19 protein-coding genes and 2 pseudogenes are annotated in these 18,442 nt (G+C 42.6%); 2 read left to right on the top strand and 19 right to left on the bottom strand.

The features are described 5' to 3' along the window. Positions 1 to 51 precede the first annotated feature (51 nt). From QM968_RS10480 to QM968_RS10465, 4 genes are all read right to left on the bottom strand, one after another. Entirely contained in the window at positions 52 to 1,209 is a 1,158-nt protein-coding gene (locus QM968_RS10480) for a glycosyltransferase family 4 protein (protein WP_414326101.1), read from the bottom strand. Next, a complete protein-coding gene (gene mecA, locus QM968_RS10475; RefSeq protein ID WP_414326103.1) occupies positions 1,206 to 1,943 on the bottom strand; it encodes an adaptor protein MecA in 738 nt (245 codons plus the stop codon). Before mecA ends, QM968_RS10480 begins: the two co-directional genes overlap by 4 nt. Before the next feature lie 125 nt (positions 1,944 to 2,068). After that, positions 2,069 to 2,905 carry an undecaprenyl-diphosphate phosphatase gene (locus QM968_RS10470; protein ID WP_414383899.1) on the bottom strand — a complete coding sequence of 279 codons (837 nt, stop codon included), beginning with the start codon at positions 2,903 to 2,905 and terminating at the stop codon, positions 2,069 to 2,071. A 74-nt stretch (positions 2,906 to 2,979) separates the two neighbouring features. Further along, positions 2,980 to 4,887: a DUF2207 family protein gene (locus QM968_RS10465; protein WP_414326105.1), complete on the bottom strand. Its 1,908-nt coding sequence runs from the start codon at positions 4,885 to 4,887 to the stop codon at positions 2,980 to 2,982. A 117-nt stretch (positions 4,888 to 5,004) separates the two neighbouring features. Between QM968_RS10465 and QM968_RS10460 the strand changes: the two genes are divergently transcribed. Both QM968_RS10460 and QM968_RS10455 read left to right on the top strand, forming a co-directional pair. After that, positions 5,005 to 6,567: an ABC transporter substrate-binding protein/permease gene (locus QM968_RS10460; RefSeq protein ID WP_414326107.1), complete on the top strand. Its 1,563-nt coding sequence runs from the start codon at positions 5,005 to 5,007 to the stop codon at positions 6,565 to 6,567. Continuing rightward, a complete protein-coding gene (locus QM968_RS10455; protein WP_414326109.1) occupies positions 6,567 to 7,307 on the top strand; it encodes an amino acid ABC transporter ATP-binding protein in 741 nt (246 codons plus the stop codon). Before QM968_RS10460 ends, QM968_RS10455 begins: the two co-directional genes overlap by 1 nt. Before the next feature lie 122 nt (positions 7,308 to 7,429). On the opposite strand, the gene QM968_RS10450 is transcribed toward QM968_RS10455, so the two are convergent. From QM968_RS10450 to QM968_RS10380, 15 genes and pseudogenes are all read right to left on the bottom strand, one after another. Next, positions 7,430 to 7,645, bottom strand: a complete 216-nt coding sequence (locus QM968_RS10450) for a hypothetical protein (protein WP_003004771.1) — start codon at positions 7,643 to 7,645, stop codon at positions 7,430 to 7,432. A 108-nt stretch (positions 7,646 to 7,753) separates the two neighbouring features. Next, complete coding sequence (locus QM968_RS10445) at positions 7,754 to 8,647, bottom strand: SPFH domain-containing protein (protein WP_414326111.1); 894 nt, start codon at positions 8,645 to 8,647, stop codon at positions 7,754 to 7,756. 110 nt (positions 8,648 to 8,757) lie between these two features. Continuing rightward, the gene (ilvA, locus tag QM968_RS10440) at positions 8,758 to 10,008 is read right to left on the bottom strand and encodes a threonine ammonia-lyase IlvA (protein ID WP_414326113.1); all 1,251 of its coding nucleotides are present in this window, start codon (positions 10,006 to 10,008) and stop codon (positions 8,758 to 8,760) included. A 76-nt stretch (positions 10,009 to 10,084) separates the two neighbouring features. Next, a complete protein-coding gene (gene ilvC, locus QM968_RS10435; protein ID WP_070660840.1) occupies positions 10,085 to 11,107 on the bottom strand; it encodes a ketol-acid reductoisomerase in 1,023 nt (340 codons plus the stop codon). A 65-nt stretch (positions 11,108 to 11,172) separates the two neighbouring features. Beyond that, on the bottom strand, positions 11,173 to 11,649 hold the full coding sequence (gene ilvN / locus QM968_RS10430; RefSeq protein ID WP_003010242.1) for an acetolactate synthase small subunit: 477 nt from the start codon (positions 11,647 to 11,649) through the stop codon (positions 11,173 to 11,175). After that, on the bottom strand, positions 11,642 to 13,342 hold the full coding sequence (locus QM968_RS10425; protein ID WP_414326115.1) for an acetolactate synthase large subunit: 1,701 nt from the start codon (positions 13,340 to 13,342) through the stop codon (positions 11,642 to 11,644). Before QM968_RS10425 ends, ilvN begins: the two co-directional genes overlap by 8 nt. 283 nt (positions 13,343 to 13,625) lie before the next feature. Further along, complete coding sequence (locus QM968_RS10420; protein ID WP_414326117.1) at positions 13,626 to 14,309, bottom strand: lysostaphin resistance A-like protein; 684 nt, start codon at positions 14,307 to 14,309, stop codon at positions 13,626 to 13,628. Further along, positions 14,310 to 14,390: pseudogene (locus QM968_RS10415) on the bottom strand (DNA-3-methyladenine glycosylase I); the annotation flags it as partial. A gap of 17 nt (positions 14,391 to 14,407) precedes the next feature. After that, positions 14,408 to 14,452: pseudogene (locus QM968_RS10410) on the bottom strand (hypothetical protein); the annotation flags it as partial. Between the two features lie 175 nt (positions 14,453 to 14,627). After that, the gene (locus tag QM968_RS10405) at positions 14,628 to 15,227 is read right to left on the bottom strand and encodes a response regulator (protein ID WP_414326118.1); all 600 of its coding nucleotides are present in this window, start codon (positions 15,225 to 15,227) and stop codon (positions 14,628 to 14,630) included. A gap of 1 nt (position 15,228) precedes the next feature. After that, positions 15,229 to 16,326 carry a histidine kinase gene (locus tag QM968_RS10400; protein WP_414383897.1) on the bottom strand — a complete coding sequence of 366 codons (1,098 nt, stop codon included), beginning with the start codon at positions 16,324 to 16,326 and terminating at the stop codon, positions 15,229 to 15,231. After that, positions 16,323 to 17,063 (bottom strand): ABC transporter permease, encoded by a 741-nt coding sequence (locus QM968_RS10395; protein ID WP_414326122.1) that lies wholly within the window; start codon positions 17,061 to 17,063, stop codon positions 16,323 to 16,325. The genes QM968_RS10400 and QM968_RS10395 overlap by 4 nt, the downstream gene beginning before the upstream one ends. Then, positions 17,032 to 17,949 (bottom strand): ABC transporter ATP-binding protein, encoded by a 918-nt coding sequence (locus tag QM968_RS10390; protein ID WP_414326124.1) that lies wholly within the window; start codon positions 17,947 to 17,949, stop codon positions 17,032 to 17,034. Before QM968_RS10390 ends, QM968_RS10395 begins: the two co-directional genes overlap by 32 nt. Continuing rightward, positions 17,936 to 18,133 (bottom strand): hypothetical protein, encoded by a 198-nt coding sequence (locus QM968_RS10385; protein WP_414383894.1) that lies wholly within the window; start codon positions 18,131 to 18,133, stop codon positions 17,936 to 17,938. The genes QM968_RS10390 and QM968_RS10385 overlap by 14 nt, the downstream gene beginning before the upstream one ends. Continuing rightward, positions 18,130 to 18,321 carry a hypothetical protein gene (locus QM968_RS10380; RefSeq protein ID WP_414326127.1) on the bottom strand — a complete coding sequence of 64 codons (192 nt, stop codon included), beginning with the start codon at positions 18,319 to 18,321 and terminating at the stop codon, positions 18,130 to 18,132. The genes QM968_RS10385 and QM968_RS10380 overlap by 4 nt, the downstream gene beginning before the upstream one ends. Positions 18,322 to 18,442: the final 121 nt, after the last annotated feature.

Raw genomic sequence — 18,442 nt, 5'->3', positions numbered from 1 at the left:
AAGTATATCAAAAAAAAGCCTAATTGGCTTTTCTTTTGATTAGAACAATTCTTATTTAGTTTTATCTTTCCGTTTTTGACGGACTTCCTCACGGTAGGAGGAATTGCCAATATAACGAAGGACATTTAATAGCGGACTATGACTAGGCCCTAGAACCCCGATTAATTCTGCTAACAGCTCCACTCCAAACAAGAGCCCAATCACAAGCAAGACCCCCCCGATACGAGTAGAGATATTAAGCAGTAAAGAGATCATCGAAAAGATCATCGAAATTCCATAGATTACCAATACGGTTCCTCGATGGGTTAACCCCAAGGAGAGCAGACGATGATGCAAATGATTGCGATCCGGTTTGTAAAATTTTTGACCAGATAGGGTCCGCCGGATAATCGCCAAAAAGGTATCTGTAATCGGAACTCCAAGGATAATCATAGGAGTGACTACTGCAACTGCCGTCGCATTTTTCAAACCTTGCAAGGATAAAACAGAAATCATAAATCCTATAAACAGAGCACCGGTGTCTCCCAGATAGAGAATGGCTGGATGGTAATTAAAAGGAAAGAATCCAGCGATGGCTGCAACCAAGACAAAGATAGTCATGGTCAAAAAGAGATTAGGAACTGGCAAAAAGAAATAGGATACAATCCCCATTGTTACAAGAGAAATAATGGAGACCCCGCTCACCAAACCATCTAATCCATCAATGAGATTAACCGCATTGGTAATGGAGACAATCCAAATCACCGTCAAAAGATACGATAGCCATGGTTCAAAATGAAGCAAGGGACCACCGAAAGGAATCTTAAAATCATTCAGCCGAAAGTCTGTGTAGAACCAGACTAAACTGGCTGCAAGAAGAATGCCGATCATCTTTTTCTTAGCAGACAACTCTTTTACATCATCGATCAAGCCCGTGAGAGCAATCATCCATCCTGCTCCTACAACTGGTAACGTGTAGGAGAGGTAACTTTTGATCGGTGTGGTAGTGAAGGTCAGCATAGGAATAAAGACCAAGGTTGCAATCGAAAAAGCGATCACAATAGACAGTCCACCAGCACTTGGCATGGGCTTGGTGTTGATCCGACGAGCATTGGGATAATCCACTGCATCGATCTTAAAGGAGAACAAGCGAACCAAAGGCGTCAAAAGCAAAGCAATCACGAAGGTCCCAATCAGCACCAAAACAAATTGCAGTGAAAAAGGCATCATAAGCTAGCAACTTTCTTCAAATTCTCAATCGCACCTGATACCATCAGTAAATGCCCATGCTCTTGCAGAACTGCTCGTGTCACATCTGAATCATCAGCATATTCACGGATAATGGCAAGTAACCAGGTTGGATATTGGCTTGGTTGATCCTCTGTGTCGATTAAGATAGTCAAATAATACTCAGACCCCATTTTGTATAATTCAGAGGTATCTACTGGATAGGTCACTGTTTTCGAAAAGGCCACCACTTGCTGGAGACTTTTAAACCGCAAAATATAATAGATATACTGAGTCACAGGTAGTTCAACCGCTTCTGAGGGTTCTTGATCCTCACGCAACTCTTCTTGCTCCAAATGGTGGATAGCTTCCGCATCCCCTTTTGTCTTTTCAGAGATGGTTTTTTCCAAGGTCTTGATAAACTCATCTGGCGTCATGCGCGATAATTCTTCCATATCGGGAAGATCGGACAAATCCTCAAAATCCAATTGTTGGTCAATTTTTGATTTGGTAACAAAAACATCTAATTTATCTGGTTTCGGTGTCACACGAAAACTAAGCATCCCGCTATCCAGGAAACTTTCCGGCATTTCAAGCTCATCCAAAATGGCATAGAAAAATTCTTCTGTTTTTTCCTGTGGGACAAGGAAATCAGCAATTTCCATTCCACGTTCTTCTAAGTCTTCTAGTTGGATTGTGATTTTAATTGTCGAATCACTAATTTGCTTCATCTTCATAGTATAACCTCATACTTCTAGTCTTACTATTATACTAAAAAATTGGATAGAATTCAAAAAAAGGATGCAGAGAAAAGAGGCCGGGACAAAAGTCACCGACCTCAGAAATGACATCCATGATGTTCTTAGAAAATGATACGGAACAATCCATACAATAGCAAGATGGAACCAAGCACGATCCGGTATTTCCCAAAGACTGTAAAGTCATGTTTTTTCACATAATCTGTCAAGAAGCGGATGGCATACATGCTGACCACAAAAGCTACTCCCATAGCAACCAGTAGAATAAAGAGTTGCCCCAGGGCCAGTGAATGGCCTCCAAGCACAAATTTTGCAACTTTTAACAGGCTGGCGCCAAACATAGCTGGAATTCCCAGATAAAAGGTGAATTCTGTCACGACCGGACGGCTAACACCATTGATCAAACCTCCCACAATCGTAGCACCTGAACGGCTCGTACCTGGAAAAAGCGATAGGACTTGGAAAAGTCCGATATACAAGGCTGTTCGATAAGGCAACTTATGCAGCTCTGTTACTTCTGGCTTGATTTGTTCCCGTCTTTCCAAATAGATGAAGGCAACCCCGTAGGTAATCAGCATAATCGCAACAGAAATGGAGTTGTGAAAATGTGCCTCAAACCAATCATCGAGTTTGAAAACAAAGACAAGCGGGAGAGTTGCAACTGCAACTTTTGCCCATAACTGCCAGGTCCGACGCACTTCTACTGCTGATTTCCCTGGTTTAAACGGATATAATTTATCAAAATAAATTACCACAACCGCAAGGATGGCTCCCAATTGGATGACAACATTGAACATCTCCATGAAGGCCGAATCTTGATTTTTAAATTGAACAAAATCCTGCAACAAAATCAAGTGACCTGTACTTGAGATCGGCAACCACTCTGTAATCCCCTCGACAATTCCAAAAAGAATCGCTTTGATCAATTCGAACAGAAACATCTTTTTCTCCTAAACTTACATTTGCTTTATTATATCATAATTCTACAGACTGGACTAGACCTCTCTTGCCAGAATTAGAAGGCTCCAAAGCCTCCGCCGCCGCCTCCACCAGAGAATCCTCCACCACTACCAGAGGAAACAGTGAAATGACTGGCCGTGGATGCTGTTGATCCATAGGTAGACATGGCATGACTCGTACGTGTCACGTCATGATAGAACGGTGTATAAACGAAAGCATCCAAGGCTTGGTTTTGTAAATGAATATTTCGAAGCTTCATGACCTTTGTGACCTTATCTGCTACACCATATAAGGCCGCATAGACCAATAAGCGGTTCCATAGAACCAGAGACTGTAGCTCTGTATCGTTAAGATGAGCAATCTCTTTCAACATCCGGCCGAAACTATCCCAGTAATAGCGTTGTTCCGCACCTGCGCTATTAACAACCCCATCTCTTAGGCTGGCTTTAAACATAGCATTGAAGCGCGCTGGCAAATACCAAAGGGTCAAAACCCCGATCAAACAAGGAATAGAGAACCAATTCAGTACAAAGATAGCAAAAATCTCTGCTCCAAGAGCTAAGAACCAAGCCGTCCAACCAAAGAAGAGACTGCGTCTAGCTTGTGCTTCTTCATGCGCTTCTAAAGGTCGATAATAGCTTGGTAAATGGAGATCTTCTACCTTACGATGGACATCTCGGGCTACTTGGTTGACAGCTGCATCAAAATGAGACTGAGCCTTTCTTCCAATTGAACGAATGGCATCTTGATCTTCTTTTTTCGCATGTTTGTATAAATCTCCACTGAACTCATAATTTTCAAAGAGACGATTGACAGGGCAAGTCACCTGATCCCCAAAAGCCATGTCCATAAAGGAGCGCTCAAAATCATCCACGTGTCCATGAGACTTCCTGGTCAAAACCACTTCATTTCCTTTTTGCTCGTAGACAATCACTCCGCGATCCATCAAATCAAGTAAGGTAGCTTGGAGCATTTTTTCAAAGGTAAAAGGAGGAGGAGTCATCTTCGCTTTATTGGTAGGGGAAACTTCGTCCAATTCAGCTGAATACACAACCGAACTCATCACCAGAGGCGCGATATCCTGTGGAATTTCATAAAGACGCGTATTGGTTGGATAAGTGACACCAGGCCAAATCATTTTTTTAAAACGATTGCGACCTAAAAGAGCCAAAAGCCAGAGACTGATAATGAGCGCCGGCAAGATCCAATGCCAAAACATGCGTGTCCAGTATTTTTCCTGTTCAATTTTGGCTTGGGTCTGATGAAATTCATCCAATTTGGTCAATCCTGTATCTCGATCAGAAGCATACAAGGGAGAAAGGTCTGACTTCAACCAATAACCATACAGCTCTACAGCTTGGTTTTTACCTAGATTATAGAAGGTGGCATCATAATATCCATCTTCTTTCTTAACTGTCACATCCGGCCCCATATAGGCTGTATGGATATATAGTTCCGACTGCGCATTTGCTGATGCAAACTTAGGAATAACACGAAACTGAACCTTTTCAACTTTCTTGTCGCCATCCGTGATGGGTTTCCAGTTCAATAGTAGGATATCTCTGTGCGAATAGAGGAGATTTTTCAATTTCCAAGTGACCTTTATTTTAACTGTATCTCCTGCATAACCGCTGTTATAAATTTTCACTCGGTAACCATCGCCTAGATTACGAACCTCAGGCTCCATTTGAAGCTCTCGACCTTCCACCTCAACCTTTGGTGGGGTCTCAATCTCAAAGCCTTGTGGCATGTTCCCCGCAGTTCCTAGACTAACATACTGTCCTCTGTAAGAATCTTTAAAATAATAGGTTAATTCTTCCTCATAGGTAGCGTCGTCCCAGGTGTCCAAGGTCAAGGTCCCACCATAGTAGAGCACCTCATAAGATGGACCTGATGCTTGCACATTCTGACTCACAAACAGGCAGGCCAGAAAAGTGAAAATTATATACAAATACTTTTTCATTTGCTCACGCTCCTTTGTATTATTATAGCATTTTTTAAATAAAAAGAGGACCTTGTTTGAAATGCAACCTATTTTACTGTACAATAGGAAGAGTTAAAATAAGGAAGAGGAGAAAAAATGAGAAAAACATTATTTGCGCTCTTAACAGGGCTTTTCATTTGCTTAGGGATCACACAGGTTGCTCATGCAGATGAATATTTACGAATTGGGATGGAAGCTGCATACGCTCCTTTCAACTGGACCCAAGAAGATGATTCAAATGGAGCCGTGAAGATTGATGGCACCAACCAATATGCCAATGGGTACGATGTCCAAATCGCTAAAAAAGTTGCTGAGGATTTAGGTAAAAAACCTTTGATCGTGAAAACATCTTGGAACGGTTTAATTCCAGCTCTCACATCTGGTAAAATCGATATGATTATCGCCGGGATGAGTCCCACTGCTGAACGTAAAAAAGAGGTGGCCTTCTCTAATAGCTACTATACCAGCGAGCCGGTCATGCTGGTCCGCAAAGACGGGAACTATGCGAATGCCACTAGTCTAGATGACTTTAAAGATGCAAAGGTTACCTCTCAACAAGGGGTCTACCTCTACTCGCTCATTTCTCAACTCAAAGGGGCAAAACAAGAAACCGCCATGGGAGACTTTGCTCAAATGCGTCAAGCGCTTGAATCTGGCGTCATCGATGCTTATGTTTCCGAACGACCAGAAGCCCTAACCGCTGAGTCCGCTAATTCAAAATTTAAGATGATCCAATTCAAAAAAGGATTTGAAGTTGGAGAAGAAGATGCGACCATCGCTATCGGGATGAAGAAGGGTGATACTAGACTTGACCAAGTCAATGCGGCACTAGCTAAAATTTCGTCAGAAGAGCAAGTCAAACTCATGGATGATATGATTGAGAAGCAACCAGCTTCCAGTGATGCTAGCGATGATGAGCAGACTTTCTTCAGTCAAATGATGAAGATTTTGAAAGATAATGGCCCACAGTTCTTACGCGGAACTGGAATGACCCTCCTCATCTCCATGACGGGAACCATTGCTGGTTTGATCATCGGTTTGTTAATCGGTGTCTTCCGGACTGCGCCTATGTCTAAGAACAAGGCCCTCGCCGCCTTGCAAACATTCTTCGGTTGGTTCCTCAATGTCTACATTGAAATCTTCCGCGGGACTCCGATGATTGTTCAATCTATGGTTATTTTCTACGGTTCCGCCCAAGCCTTTAACATTTCCTTGGATCGCACTTGGGCCGCCATCTTTATTGTTTCCATCAATACAGGGGCTTATATGAGTGAGATTGTTCGTGGAGGAATCTTGGCAGTAGATCCCGGTCAGTTTGAAGCGGCTACTGCTCTAGGAATGACCCATGGACAAACCATGCGCAAGGTCGTCCTTCCTCAGGTCGTGCGCAATATCTTGCCAGCAACAGGAAATGAGTTTGTCATCAATATCAAGGATACTTCTGTCTTGAACGTTATCTCTGTTGTTGAGCTTTATTTCACAGGAAATACGGTAGCAACTCAGAACTACCAATACTTCCCAACCTTTACTATCATCGCGGTGATTTACTTCGTTCTCACCTTTACCATCACCCGTATCCTTCGCTACATCGAACGTCGTTTAGACTCTGATACTTATACTACGGGTGCCAATCAAATGCAAGTCAAGGAGGTGAAATAATGGCAGAAAAAATACTTGAAATCAACCATTTAAAAAAATCTTATGGTCAAAATGAAGTTTTGAAAGATATTTCGCTCACCGTTGAAAAAGGAGAGGTGATCTCCATCATCGGAAGCTCCGGTAGCGGGAAATCGACTTTCCTACGCTCCATTAATCTTTTGGAGACTCCTACTGCTGGCGAAATTCTCTATCGTGGACAAAACGTTCTTGATCCTGACTATGATTTGACCCATTATCGGGAAAAATTGGGGATGGTTTTCCAAAGCTTTAATCTCTTTGAAAATTTAAATGTCTTGGAAAATACCATTGTGGCGCAAACAACCGTCCTCAAGCGTGATCGTGAAACTGCAGAAAAAGTAGCCAAAGAAAACCTTGAAAAAGTTGGTATGGGGTCCCAATATTGGGCTGCCCGTCCCAAACAACTTTCAGGAGGACAAAAGCAACGGGTGGCGATCGCGCGTGCTCTCTCAATGGACCCTGATGCGATTCTCTTTGATGAGCCAACTTCTGCTCTGGACCCTGAAATGGTCGGAGAAGTTCTTAAAATTATGCAAGACTTAGCCAAAGAAGGCCTAACCATGATTGTGGTGACTCACGAAATGGAATTTGCCCGAGACGTTTCAAGTCGCGTGATCTTTATGGACAAAGGGGTTATCGCTGAACAAGGCGATCCAAAAGAAATCTTTACCAATCCAAAAGAAGAACGGACCAAAGAATTCCTTCAACGCTTCTTAAATTAAGACCCTAAAACAGCTTGCTGGCCTTTGTGTCAGCAAACTGTTTTTTTGTGCTTGCTTTATCTTTTTCGGACATAGAAAAAAGTCAGAGATTTTTCTCTCTGACTTTTAATTGGAACAACAAATTAATCTTCAAATTTTTGATGATTTTTGTCATAAAAATCAATCAATCCGAGTGCAGTTTCGAAGGAGATATTCTTCACTTTTGCACGTCCTTGAGCCAAGGCAATGATAGACATTTCACGGGCATTTGTTTCTTTACTGATACGATATCCCGTAATTTTCTTATCGCGTACCCATCCAACAACTGATTCTACTTTTTCAAAGTTCGATTTAGCCATGATCTTTCTCCTATATTATTATTTCCAATACTAATATAAATTGTTTTGCACATTTTGTCAACTAAAATCGCTGAAAATACGAACCTTTTTTAAAAAATGAGAAAAAGTTTATTTTGCTTTCAAGGCTGATAATATTTGTGTACGAATGTTTTCGACGCCATCTGGGTTAGCTGGTAGGAAAATCGTATTATTCCCTTCCTTATCTGCAAAATTATTTAAGGTATCTAAGTACTGATTGGTTAAGAGAATAGACATGATTTGTTCTTCGGTCAAGTCTACATTCGCACCTTTTAACTCTTTAATAGAGTCTGCCAATCCATCGACAATGGCCTTCCGTTGCTCGGCAATACCGACCCCGTGCAAGCGGTCTTTTTCCGCCTCAGCTTCGGCAGCAGTAACGATCTTGATCTTGTCTGCTTCTGCCAATTCCTGAGCTGCCACACGTTTTCTTTGCGCTGCATTGATCTCGTTCATGGATTGTTTCACTTCGGCATCTGGCTCAACTTTGGTAATCAAGGTTTTAACAATAATATATCCATAAGTTGACATTTCTTCTGCTACTTGTTTTTGAACTTCAAGAGCGATTTCATCTTTTTTCTCAAACAATTCATCCAAGGTCAACTTAGGCACAGAAGAACGCAAAGCATCTTCAATGTATGATTTAATCTGTGATTCTGGACGCATGAGTTTGTAGTAGGCATCCTTTACGTTGCTCTCGTTCACTCGGTATTGCGTCGCCACATTCATGGTAACGAATACGTTATCCTGAGTTTTTGTTTCAACCACGATCTCACTCTGCAAGACGCGCAATTGAACTCGTGCCGCAATCTTGTCAATTCCAAAAGGTGCCCGCATATGAATGCCGCTATCACTAATTTTTTGATAGCGACCGAATCGCTCGATGATGGCAACGGATTGTTGCTTGACCACATAGAGTGAGCTAATCACAATTCCTCCTGCAACTAACAGTATGAATAAAAGAAATATAAAAAATCCAGGCATAATAAGTTCCTCCTTTTAATTTATGCATATCATATCACAGTTCTTCCTAAAAAAGCAATATATTCCATAAAAATATATTGCCTTCCTTATCGGTTCTTTCTCGACTATAATCAGACTAGCATATTATAAAGAGTTTCGTTCCCGTTCAAATTAATGAAGGAAGGGTCAAAACGCTCAATCCGATTAATCAAGCCTGCATAGTCATGTTTATTATCTAAAGTAATCCCGATTAAGACTGGGCCTGTCCCCTTGCTAGCGCGCTTAATGTATTCAAAACGAGTGATATCATCATTTGGTCCTAAGATATCATTTACGAATTCGCGAAGGGCCCCTGGACGTTGTGGGAAGTTGACGATAAAGTAGTGTTTGACTCCATCGTAGATCAAGGCACGCTCTTCCATTTCAGGCATACGGTTGATGTCATTATTCCCACCGGAGATAATACAACAGATCGTTTTTCCCTTGATGTATTCGCGCAAAACTTCTAGGGAAGCCACACTGGCAGCTCCCGCTGGTTCGGCAACAATTCCTTGCTTAGAATAGAGATCAATCAAGGTCTCTGAAATCAATCCTTCATCCACACCGACTAGCGTTTCAACATGCTGACGAGTTACTTCATAAGTCAATTGCCCTACCTTTTGCACGGCAATTCCATCCGCAAACTTATCAATTTCTGGTAATTTGACTGGGCCACCTGCTTCAAAAGCAGCCTTCATAGAGCGTGCTCCCTCGGCCTCTACCCCAATGACCTCAATCTGAGGATCCGTTTCTTTGATATAGGCAGAAACACCTGAAATGAGACCTCCGCCACCGACAGGAACAAGGACAGCATCAAAGGCAATCGACTCTTTCCGAGCATCTTCAAGGATTTCGTAGGCAACTGTCCCTTGACCAGCCTGTACGTATGGATTATCAAATGGGTCAATAAAGGTCCGTTTTTCTGCAAGAGTAAATTCTTGTGCTGCCTTCGCTGAAGCATCGAACGTATCTCCGACCAACTTGATTGTTACATAATCCCCACCAAAGAAGCGGACTTGTCCAATCTTTTGTTGCGGTGTTGTAATGGGCATAAAAATGGTCGCTGGAATTTTCATCTCCTTACATGTATAAGCAACTCCTTGCGCATGGTTTCCCGCAGATGCACACACTACCCCACGTTCCCGTTCTTCTTTTGATAATTGAGAGATCGCAAAGTAAGCACCACGAATTTTGAAAGAACGAACGCGTTGGGCATTTTCTTTTTTCAAATAAATCTTTGCGCCATATTTTTCAGATAAATAGTGGTCGTATTCAAGGGGCGTATTAACAACGACTCCTCTTAATATTTTATGGGCCTTAGCCACATCTTTTGCTGTTATCATTTCATACCTCTGTTGCTGTGTTTTGATGAAAAAAGCAAGCCAGGGTGTCCCAACTTGCTTAGTCTTCTACAGACAATTAGTTGTAGATTTTGAAGGCGTCATCGTCGTTTTGACCAACGAACGGCATTGCTTTACGCAATTCAGCACCAACTTTTTCAATTTCAAGGTTAGCAGCTTGTTCACGGTAAGCAGTTAATTTTGGACGTCCAGCTTTGTAGTCGTTCACAAAGTCGTTAGCGAAGTTACCATTTTGAATGTCAGCAAGAACAGCTTTCATATTTTCTTTCACTTGTTCAGTTATGACACGTGGGCCTGATACGTAGTCACCGTATTCAGCAGTGTTAGAGATTGATTGACGCATTTTCTTGAAGCCACCTTCGTAGATCAAGTCTACAATCAATTTCATTTCGTGAAGAACTTCAAAGTAGGCCAATTCTGGAGCATAACCTGCTTCAGTCAATACTTCAAAACCAGCTTCGATAAGGGCAGTCAAACCACCACAAAGTACAGCTTGTTCTCCGAACAAATCTTCTTCCGTTTCTTCTTTATAGGTTGTTTCCAAAAGACCAACACGTGCTGATCCAACCCCTTTACACCAGTCCATAGCGATGTCTTTGGCGTTACCTGTAGCATCTTGATAGACTGCGTAAAGTGCTGGTACACCAAATCCTTCAGTATAAGTACGACGAACCAAGTGACCTGGTCCTTTCGGTGCACACATAAAGACATCGACATCCGCTGGAACTTTGATGAATTCAAAGTGGATATTGAATCCGTGTGCAAAACCAACAGCATTACCCGCTTCAAGATTTGGCGCAATTTCAGTTTCATACAATTCTTGTTGGATTTCATCCGGAGCCAAAATCATGATCACGTCTGCCAATTTAGTCGCTTCTGCTACTGTATAGGTATCAAAACCATCTTCTTTTGCTTTATCGAATGATTTACCTGGACGCACACCGATAATGACATCATGACCTGAATCACGCAAGTTTTGTGCATGTGCATGTCCTTGTGAGCCATAACCGATTACAGCAATTTTCTTACCATTTAATGCTGCAACTTTAACATCTTTTTCGTATTCCATTTGAACTGCCATAAGTAAAATCTCTTTTCTATTTTATTTTGCCTTTTTAGGCGAGGGTAACAATTTTCAGTCGAAAATTAATCTCGAGTAAATCCGGTTGCACCGGTGCGGGCGATATTTTTGATGCCGTAAGGACGAATGACCCGGATAAGGGCTTCACTCTTTTCAGCATTTCCCGTCATTTGAACGGTGATAGAGCTTGGAGCTACATCGACCACGGTGGCACGGAAAGGTTGGATGATGGCCAAGATCTCTGCCCGCTTCTCAGCAGGTGCAGAAACTTTCACCAAGATCACTTCGCGTTCCAAGTGCGGTTTATCAGTGATATCCCTGACACGAATGACATCGACCTGACGGTTGAGCTGTTTAATAATTTGCTCCACTTCATCATGTGAGGCAACATCAATGATAATGGTAATCCGCGATACATTAGGGTTTTCTGTTGCACCAACAGAAATGCTTTCGATATTGACTTGACGTCTAGATAGGACTCCTGTAAAGCGGTTCAGAACACCTGAGCGGTTTTGAAGTTTGGCTGTTAACATTCTACGCATTAAACTTCACCCCCAACATCTCATGATTACTCTTACCAGCAGGTACCATCGGTAGAACGTGCTCTTTACGAGAAATATCTACTTCGATGAACATTGGGACATCTTCTGTGATGACTTCCAAATCCTTCTCTAGGGTTTCAGGATTATCAAATTTATAATTCTTAATGCCATAGGCTTGCGCCATCAATTGGAAATCCGGAAGGCTATCAAAGACTGACTCTGATGTCCGACCATCATAGAAGGCTTCTTGCCATTGACGGACCATTCCAAGCGAATGGTTGTTAAGCATGATGACCTTAATCGGAACCTTATAGATATTTAAGATAGCCAACTCTTGATTGGTCATCTGGAAGCCTCCATCTCCGACAAAGAGAACGACTTCTTTATCTGGATTGGCAATTTTTGCTCCAATAGCTGCTGGAACACCAAAGCCCATGGTTCCTAAGCCTCCTGAAGTAACCAATTGGCGCTCATTTTGATAAGGATAGTATTGAGCTGCCCACATTTGGTGTTGTCCAACGTCCGTTACGACAATGGCATCTCCCTTGGTCAACTCTCCAATTCGTTCAATCACAGCTTGTGGCTGAACAACTCGCTCTTTCTTATCATATGAACGGACTCGGTTCTTATCTTGGGTAACCTTTTCGATCCATTTTTCAGTGTTCAGATGAACCACTGGTTCTGTCAGCAATTGTTGCAAGGCTTTTTTCGCATCACCAACAACTGGAATGTCAACTGCAATGATCTTACCAATCTCTGCAGGGTCAATATCGATGTGAGCCACTTTAGCATTCTTCGCAAAGGTCTTTGGATTCCCTGTCAAACGGTCATCAAAGCGACAACCAACACTGATCATGAAATCTGTTTCGGTCATAGCGATATTGGCTGCGAAGGACCCATGCATTCCCCCCATTCCAAGGAAAAGAGGATGACTGGTTGGGATTGTTCCTTGACCTAAGAGACTGGTCACTACTGGAATCTGATAGCGCTCAGCTAGAGCAATTAACTCTTCTGATGCACCAGCATAACTAACACCACCACCAGCGAGGAGCACTGGTTTTTTAGCCTTGCTTAATTGCTTCAAAATCTTTTTGATTTGCAATTCATTGGGCTCAATGGTCGGCTGGTAGCTCGGAAGATTCACGCTTGGCTCATAGATGAAATCTGTCTCTATAGCTGAGACATCTTTTGGAAGGTCAATGACGACAGGACCTGGACGACCAGTTGTCGCGATGTGGACAGCTTCTGTGATAATCCGCGGAAGATCTGCCGTCTCACGTACTTGATAGTTGTACTTGGTAATCGGCATGGTGATTCCCACAATATCCGCCTCTTGGAAGGCGTCTTTTCCGATTCCAGCGCGATTAACTTGTCCAGTGAAGACCAATAAAGGAACACTGTCGCTCATGGCATCTGCAATCCCTGTAATAGCATTGGTAGCCCCTGGTCCACTCGTGACGACTGCTACACCCAGCTTTCCAGTCGATTTGGCATAGCCTTCAGCTTCATGCAAGCACCCTTGTTCGTGTCGTCCAAGAATATGCTTGATACCCTCAAAGCTATAGATAGCATCGTATAAAGGCAAAACCGCTCCACCAGGATAACCAAAAATCGTATCGATTCCCAAATCACGCAGGGTTTCAAGGACAAGTTCTGAACCGGTTTTCGCAGTTTCTAAGGTAATTTTCTCCATGTCTCTCCTTTCCAGTACTTTGTTTCTCAAATTAGCATGCTACTATCATACCATTTTTGGGAAATATTTCAAGGAAAAATAGTAAATTTTCTGAATTTTCTATCCAAATCCGAATAATGAGAGCTCTCCTAAAACAATGACAAATCCAATCAAAAAAAAGCTGGGACAAAAAGTTCCCAGTCACAAAAAAGCTAGAGATTCCCAATTGCGGAACCGTTGCTTTTTTTGGAGATAAGGGACTTTTGCCCCAGCCTCTTTTTCAGTATCGTTACTAGCATTTTCATCACATACTACCGATAGCTAAAACGATGATGAAAAAGCTGTTGCTTAACATGTGAACAAGTAGGGGATAGTAGATATTCTCCTTTTCTTTCACATAAATAATAGAAAAAGCAAGACCGCTACCTAGGTAACCGACTACACCAACCCACTCGGATAAATCCAAGCTGTGCATATGAGTTAAGGCAAAAGCAAGGCCGACTATAAAGATACTCAGCCAAGTTGGCAGACTTTTTCTCAAATATTTCAATAGAGTGTGACGGAAAAACAATTCTTCTACCAAAGGTCCAATGACACAAGCAAAAACAGCTATCAGTAGCGGTTGCTCTTGAAAGGTGCTTTGAATATTCGACTGATTTAGACCTTGTCCGACTAGCCCAAAAAACTGCCTCAACATCTCTGATACAAATTCAAAGATAACAGTCATCAGAATGAAAAAGAGCCCGCCTTTTAAAACGCCAAAGAAGAATTTTCTTTTCGTCTTTCTAATCTCCTTCCATTGTTGAATCAATCCATCCTTGAACAAGAAAGAGCCATATAGAGCTAATACTACATAGAGTAGATATTGTAGATAATTCTCAATGGCAGATGGCATCAAAGAAGCCAGCAATTTATGGCCATCAAACTCAAAGAAAACTGTATAGAGAATACCAAAACCAAGGATTCCCTTATTTTTATTAGACATCATTTAATTTCCTTTCCATTCACAATCATTCTCATGGTCATCAACCAGACCTGCAGCCTGCATAAAGGACAAAACAGCGACTGGTCATCGTGGAGGGGCTGTTCCCACTCCTCATCATGGTAGGATACATATAGCGGGTTGTTCATTTTGACCCAGCTACTCTCAATTGTCTTTGGATTGTCGAGCAAGACGCAGTGGTTGAGTGGGCTCTACTAAGCTGATTCCATCAGCTTTTACAGCCCTACTCAACTGTGCGGAGGTGGGACGACGAAATCGAATTCTAACGAAATTACCGATTTCTGTCCCACTCTCTTTTCTTCCTTATAACCAACCCTTTTCTTGGGCAATCCTTGCTGCCTCCGTCCGATTTTCCGCATCCAACTTGGTCAAAATAGCCGACATGTAATTACGGATGGTTCCGTTTGAAAGAAATAAGCGATCGGCAATTTCTTGGTTAGATGCTCCTTTGGCAACTTCTTTTAGGACTGCTTGCTCCTGAGAGCTTAGAGGATTGGGATGGGTTAGGATTCCCTCCATCAATTCAGGAGAATATTCTTTTTGCCCTGCCAAAACTGTATGCAGGGTGGCCATCAAGTCCGTAATGCGACGCTCTTTTAAAACATAGGCATCGACTCCGGCCTTGAGGGCCCGCTCAAAATAACCCGGTCGCTTAAAGGTGGTAACGATGACGACCTTGAGCTGAGGTTGTTGACTTTTAGCCCATTCCAAGACTTCTAACCCTGTTTTGATAGGCATCTCGATATCTACAATAGCAATATCGACTGGTTGTGTTTCGAGTAAGTGAATGGCTTCTTGCCCGTCTCCAGCCTGCAAGACTTCTTCCACGTCCTCTTGCAAAAGCAAGAGCTGGCAAAGAGCATCTCGTAACATACTTTGGTCTTCAGCAACTAATAAGCGCATCTTATTTCCTTTCTTGATAGGGGATCCGTATTTCTATGCGGGTGGGCTTGTGACGATGACTGATCTCTAGCTCTCCTCCCAATAAGGCAATCCGTTCGCGGATCGAGTGTAGATCCTTATCGGAGACCTTATCAAAGCCGATACCATTGTCTTCTGCCACCATTTCCACCCCTGTTTCGGTGGATCGATAAGAGAGAAGGGCTTGCGTTGCTTTGGCATGCTTGATCATATTAGTGGCTAATTCCAGAGACACCATAGCCAGAGCAGACTCTAGGATCGGCGAGATACTAGCTGTGTCGAGCTCATTTTGGATCTCCACTTTTACTTGCGCCACTTCTAGCATTTGCTGGACAGTTTCTAACTCTCTTGCCAGCGTTCGTTGCTTCAAGTTCTCCACAATCTCTCGGACTTGGTGCATGGACTCTTGGCTAATGGCTTGAATCTCTTGCACCTGCTCCCGAGCCTTCTCAAGCTGTCCGAATGCTAAGAATTGATCGGCCAGATCTGCCTTGACACTGAGCATGGCAAAGGTGTGTCCTAGACTATCATGCAAATCACGGCCAATCCGATGGCGTTCATTTTCCGCCAGCAAGAGATTGATCTGGGCGTTTTGCTTGGCATGATCAGCTTTCAACTCTTCCATCATCCGATCCCGAACCATACTAAAGGTCATTATCGCGATGAACAAGCAGATAATCAGTACAAAAAGCCAATCATTTTCTCTCATATCTCTATTAAATAACAAGGCTCCCAAAAGGATCAGTTGTGATCCAAAGGCCGTCCAAAGAAAGGGGGAACGAAAATTGCTGACTTCAAAACAATAGACTAAAATATTACTTAGATAATAGTAAAACCAACAAAAGCCAGTACCAATATAAAAGGTATTTCCGCCTATATAAGCCAAAAGATAGAGCCAAAAAAGCCAGGTCAGTTTCTTATTTTCCGTAATGAGGATTCCTAAATAGCTCACCATAAAGAAGAGGACCAAAAAGAAATGCCACCAGGGAATTTGCCCAAAGAAAATAGTAGCAAAAGGGAAGGCCATAAAGATTAGGCCCACGTAAAACATATGATGAATATGTTTGAGTTTTTCGATCATGAACGAACCTCAGAATGACGACGATAGACGATGACAAGAGCAAACAAGACCAAGGTAAACAAGCTTAAATAAAGACTAGCAGAGACATTAACCTGTCCCTTGTTTAAAAAGGTCTTAATCAGTTCCATCAATTGATAGGTTGGCAGGCATTTGCCAATAGCTTGCATCCATTCTGGAAAGACACTAATCGGCATCCATAGGCCACCCATGACAGCTAGTCCCATATAGAGAAGATTGCCCGCAACTGACATTAATTGACTGGAAGGAAGCAAGGTCAAGACCAAACCGATTGCTACAAAGGCTAGACTCCCTAGGATGAGAAGGAAGGCTGCTAAGACCCAATCCTGTAAGGACATGTTCACATGGCGCACCACATGACCCACGGTAAAGACGACCCCAATAGAGAGGAGAAAGTCGACAAAGAGACCCGCAACCTTTATTAAATAATATTCTACCATAGATACCGGGGTATGGCGCAAGACTTTTTGCCAATTGTTGAGTCGATCGGTTTCAAGAACCGTTGGAAAGGAAAATAGGGCTGTAGACATCATGGAAAAAGCCGTCATGGAGAGGAGATAATCTCTCATAAAATGAGCCGGTGCCCCTGGTGTGTCCTGGTACATCCCTGAAAAGAAGAGATAGAAGGCCGTGGGCATCCCAATTGATAACAAGTAATAAATGGCTTGGCGTCTGGTCAAATGCCACTCAACCACGCCGAGAGCTTTCATTCGTTTCATCTTCTCTACCTACTTCCTTTGTATTTTCAAAAATAGAATCCAATAAACTTCGATTGGTCACTTCGATCTCTTGGATCGAACAGCCTTCTTCTTGCAATCGAGCCCACAAGCGATTGGCATCTCCTGTCACAACTTGGAGGGCATCGGGTTTGACCGTCACTTGACCTATTCCGTCCATCCCTGCCACTAGAGCTTGGTAGCGCAAAGGTAGAATAAAATGTTTTTCTACCTCTTCACTTCTCATAGCGAGTGGCGTCGTATCCCGAAGCAAATGTCCCTGATGCAAGACCAAAATCCGATCGGCTGTATGCTCTACTTCCTCAATATAATGGGAAGAATAGACGATGGTCACACCTTCTTCCTTTAAATCCCCGACGATCTCCCAAAAGCGTTGGCGAGTGGACGTATCCATAGCGGCCGTTGGCTCATCCAAAAACAGAAGACTAGGAGAACCAATCAAGGTCAACACAAAGGATAGGAGACGTTTTTGCCCACCAGACAGCTTACTGGCCAATTGCTTCTTTTGTTCTGGAGTAAAACGCAATAAATCATCGATGTCATTGACCGTTAAGGGATTGGGATAAATGGAGCGAAAGAAGTTGATCAGTTCCTGAACAGTTAACTTTTGCACGATGGCATTCTCTTGAGGGAGATAAGAGACACTAGCCTTTAACTGTGGATGACCAGGGACTTTTCCCTCTACTTCAATGGTTCCAGCCGTCTTCTTTATATCTCCTAGGAGGCAGTTCATCAAGGTTGTCTTCCCTGCTCCATTTGGCCCAATCAAGGCCAGGCAATCTCCTCTCTCAACTGTGAAAGAAAGATCTTCTAAAATCACCTTTCCTTTAATACTTTTCTTCAAGTTCTCTACTCTAATGACACTCATGATGCTCTCCTTTCAACCAGATTTGGCCAGCTGGAATGATGACAAAGACGACCAAGGTCACTCCCCAAACCGTTTGGAAAAACCAGCTAGGAAAATGGGCAGAAAACCAGCCCGTCATCTGCTCAGTTCCCCAGAGGACCATACATGAAGCAAACATCCAGCCAATTTCTAGTTTCTTGTTCATTGCTCTATCTCCTTTTTGACAGCCTTGATCATTTTCAATCCTTCTTGAACCGCCCAGCTCATGATGCCAATCCCCGCAAATAATTCCCAAGGAAAATGGTAATAGAGGCTGTCATCCTTTGAAAAGATCAAATAGACGACCATCCCAACCACTGTTAACGTAAATACTTTATAGAACCACTGTTTCATTTTTTAACCCTCTCACTTTCTGACTCTATTATAGCCAAAGGTAAAAATTGCCACTAGATGATTTTGTCACTGGCTCACATGACAAAAGTCACTAAAAAAAGCCGAGTGACTTCACTCGACT

Origin of the sequence: Streptococcus sp. OMI870, from assembly GCF_047460295.1 — a bacterium.
In the GTDB taxonomy this organism is placed as follows: Bacteria; Bacillota; Bacilli; order Lactobacillales; family Streptococcaceae; genus Streptococcus.
Note: the sequence above shows the minus strand (reverse complement) of the source record. Positions and strands in the feature narration are given on the sequence as shown.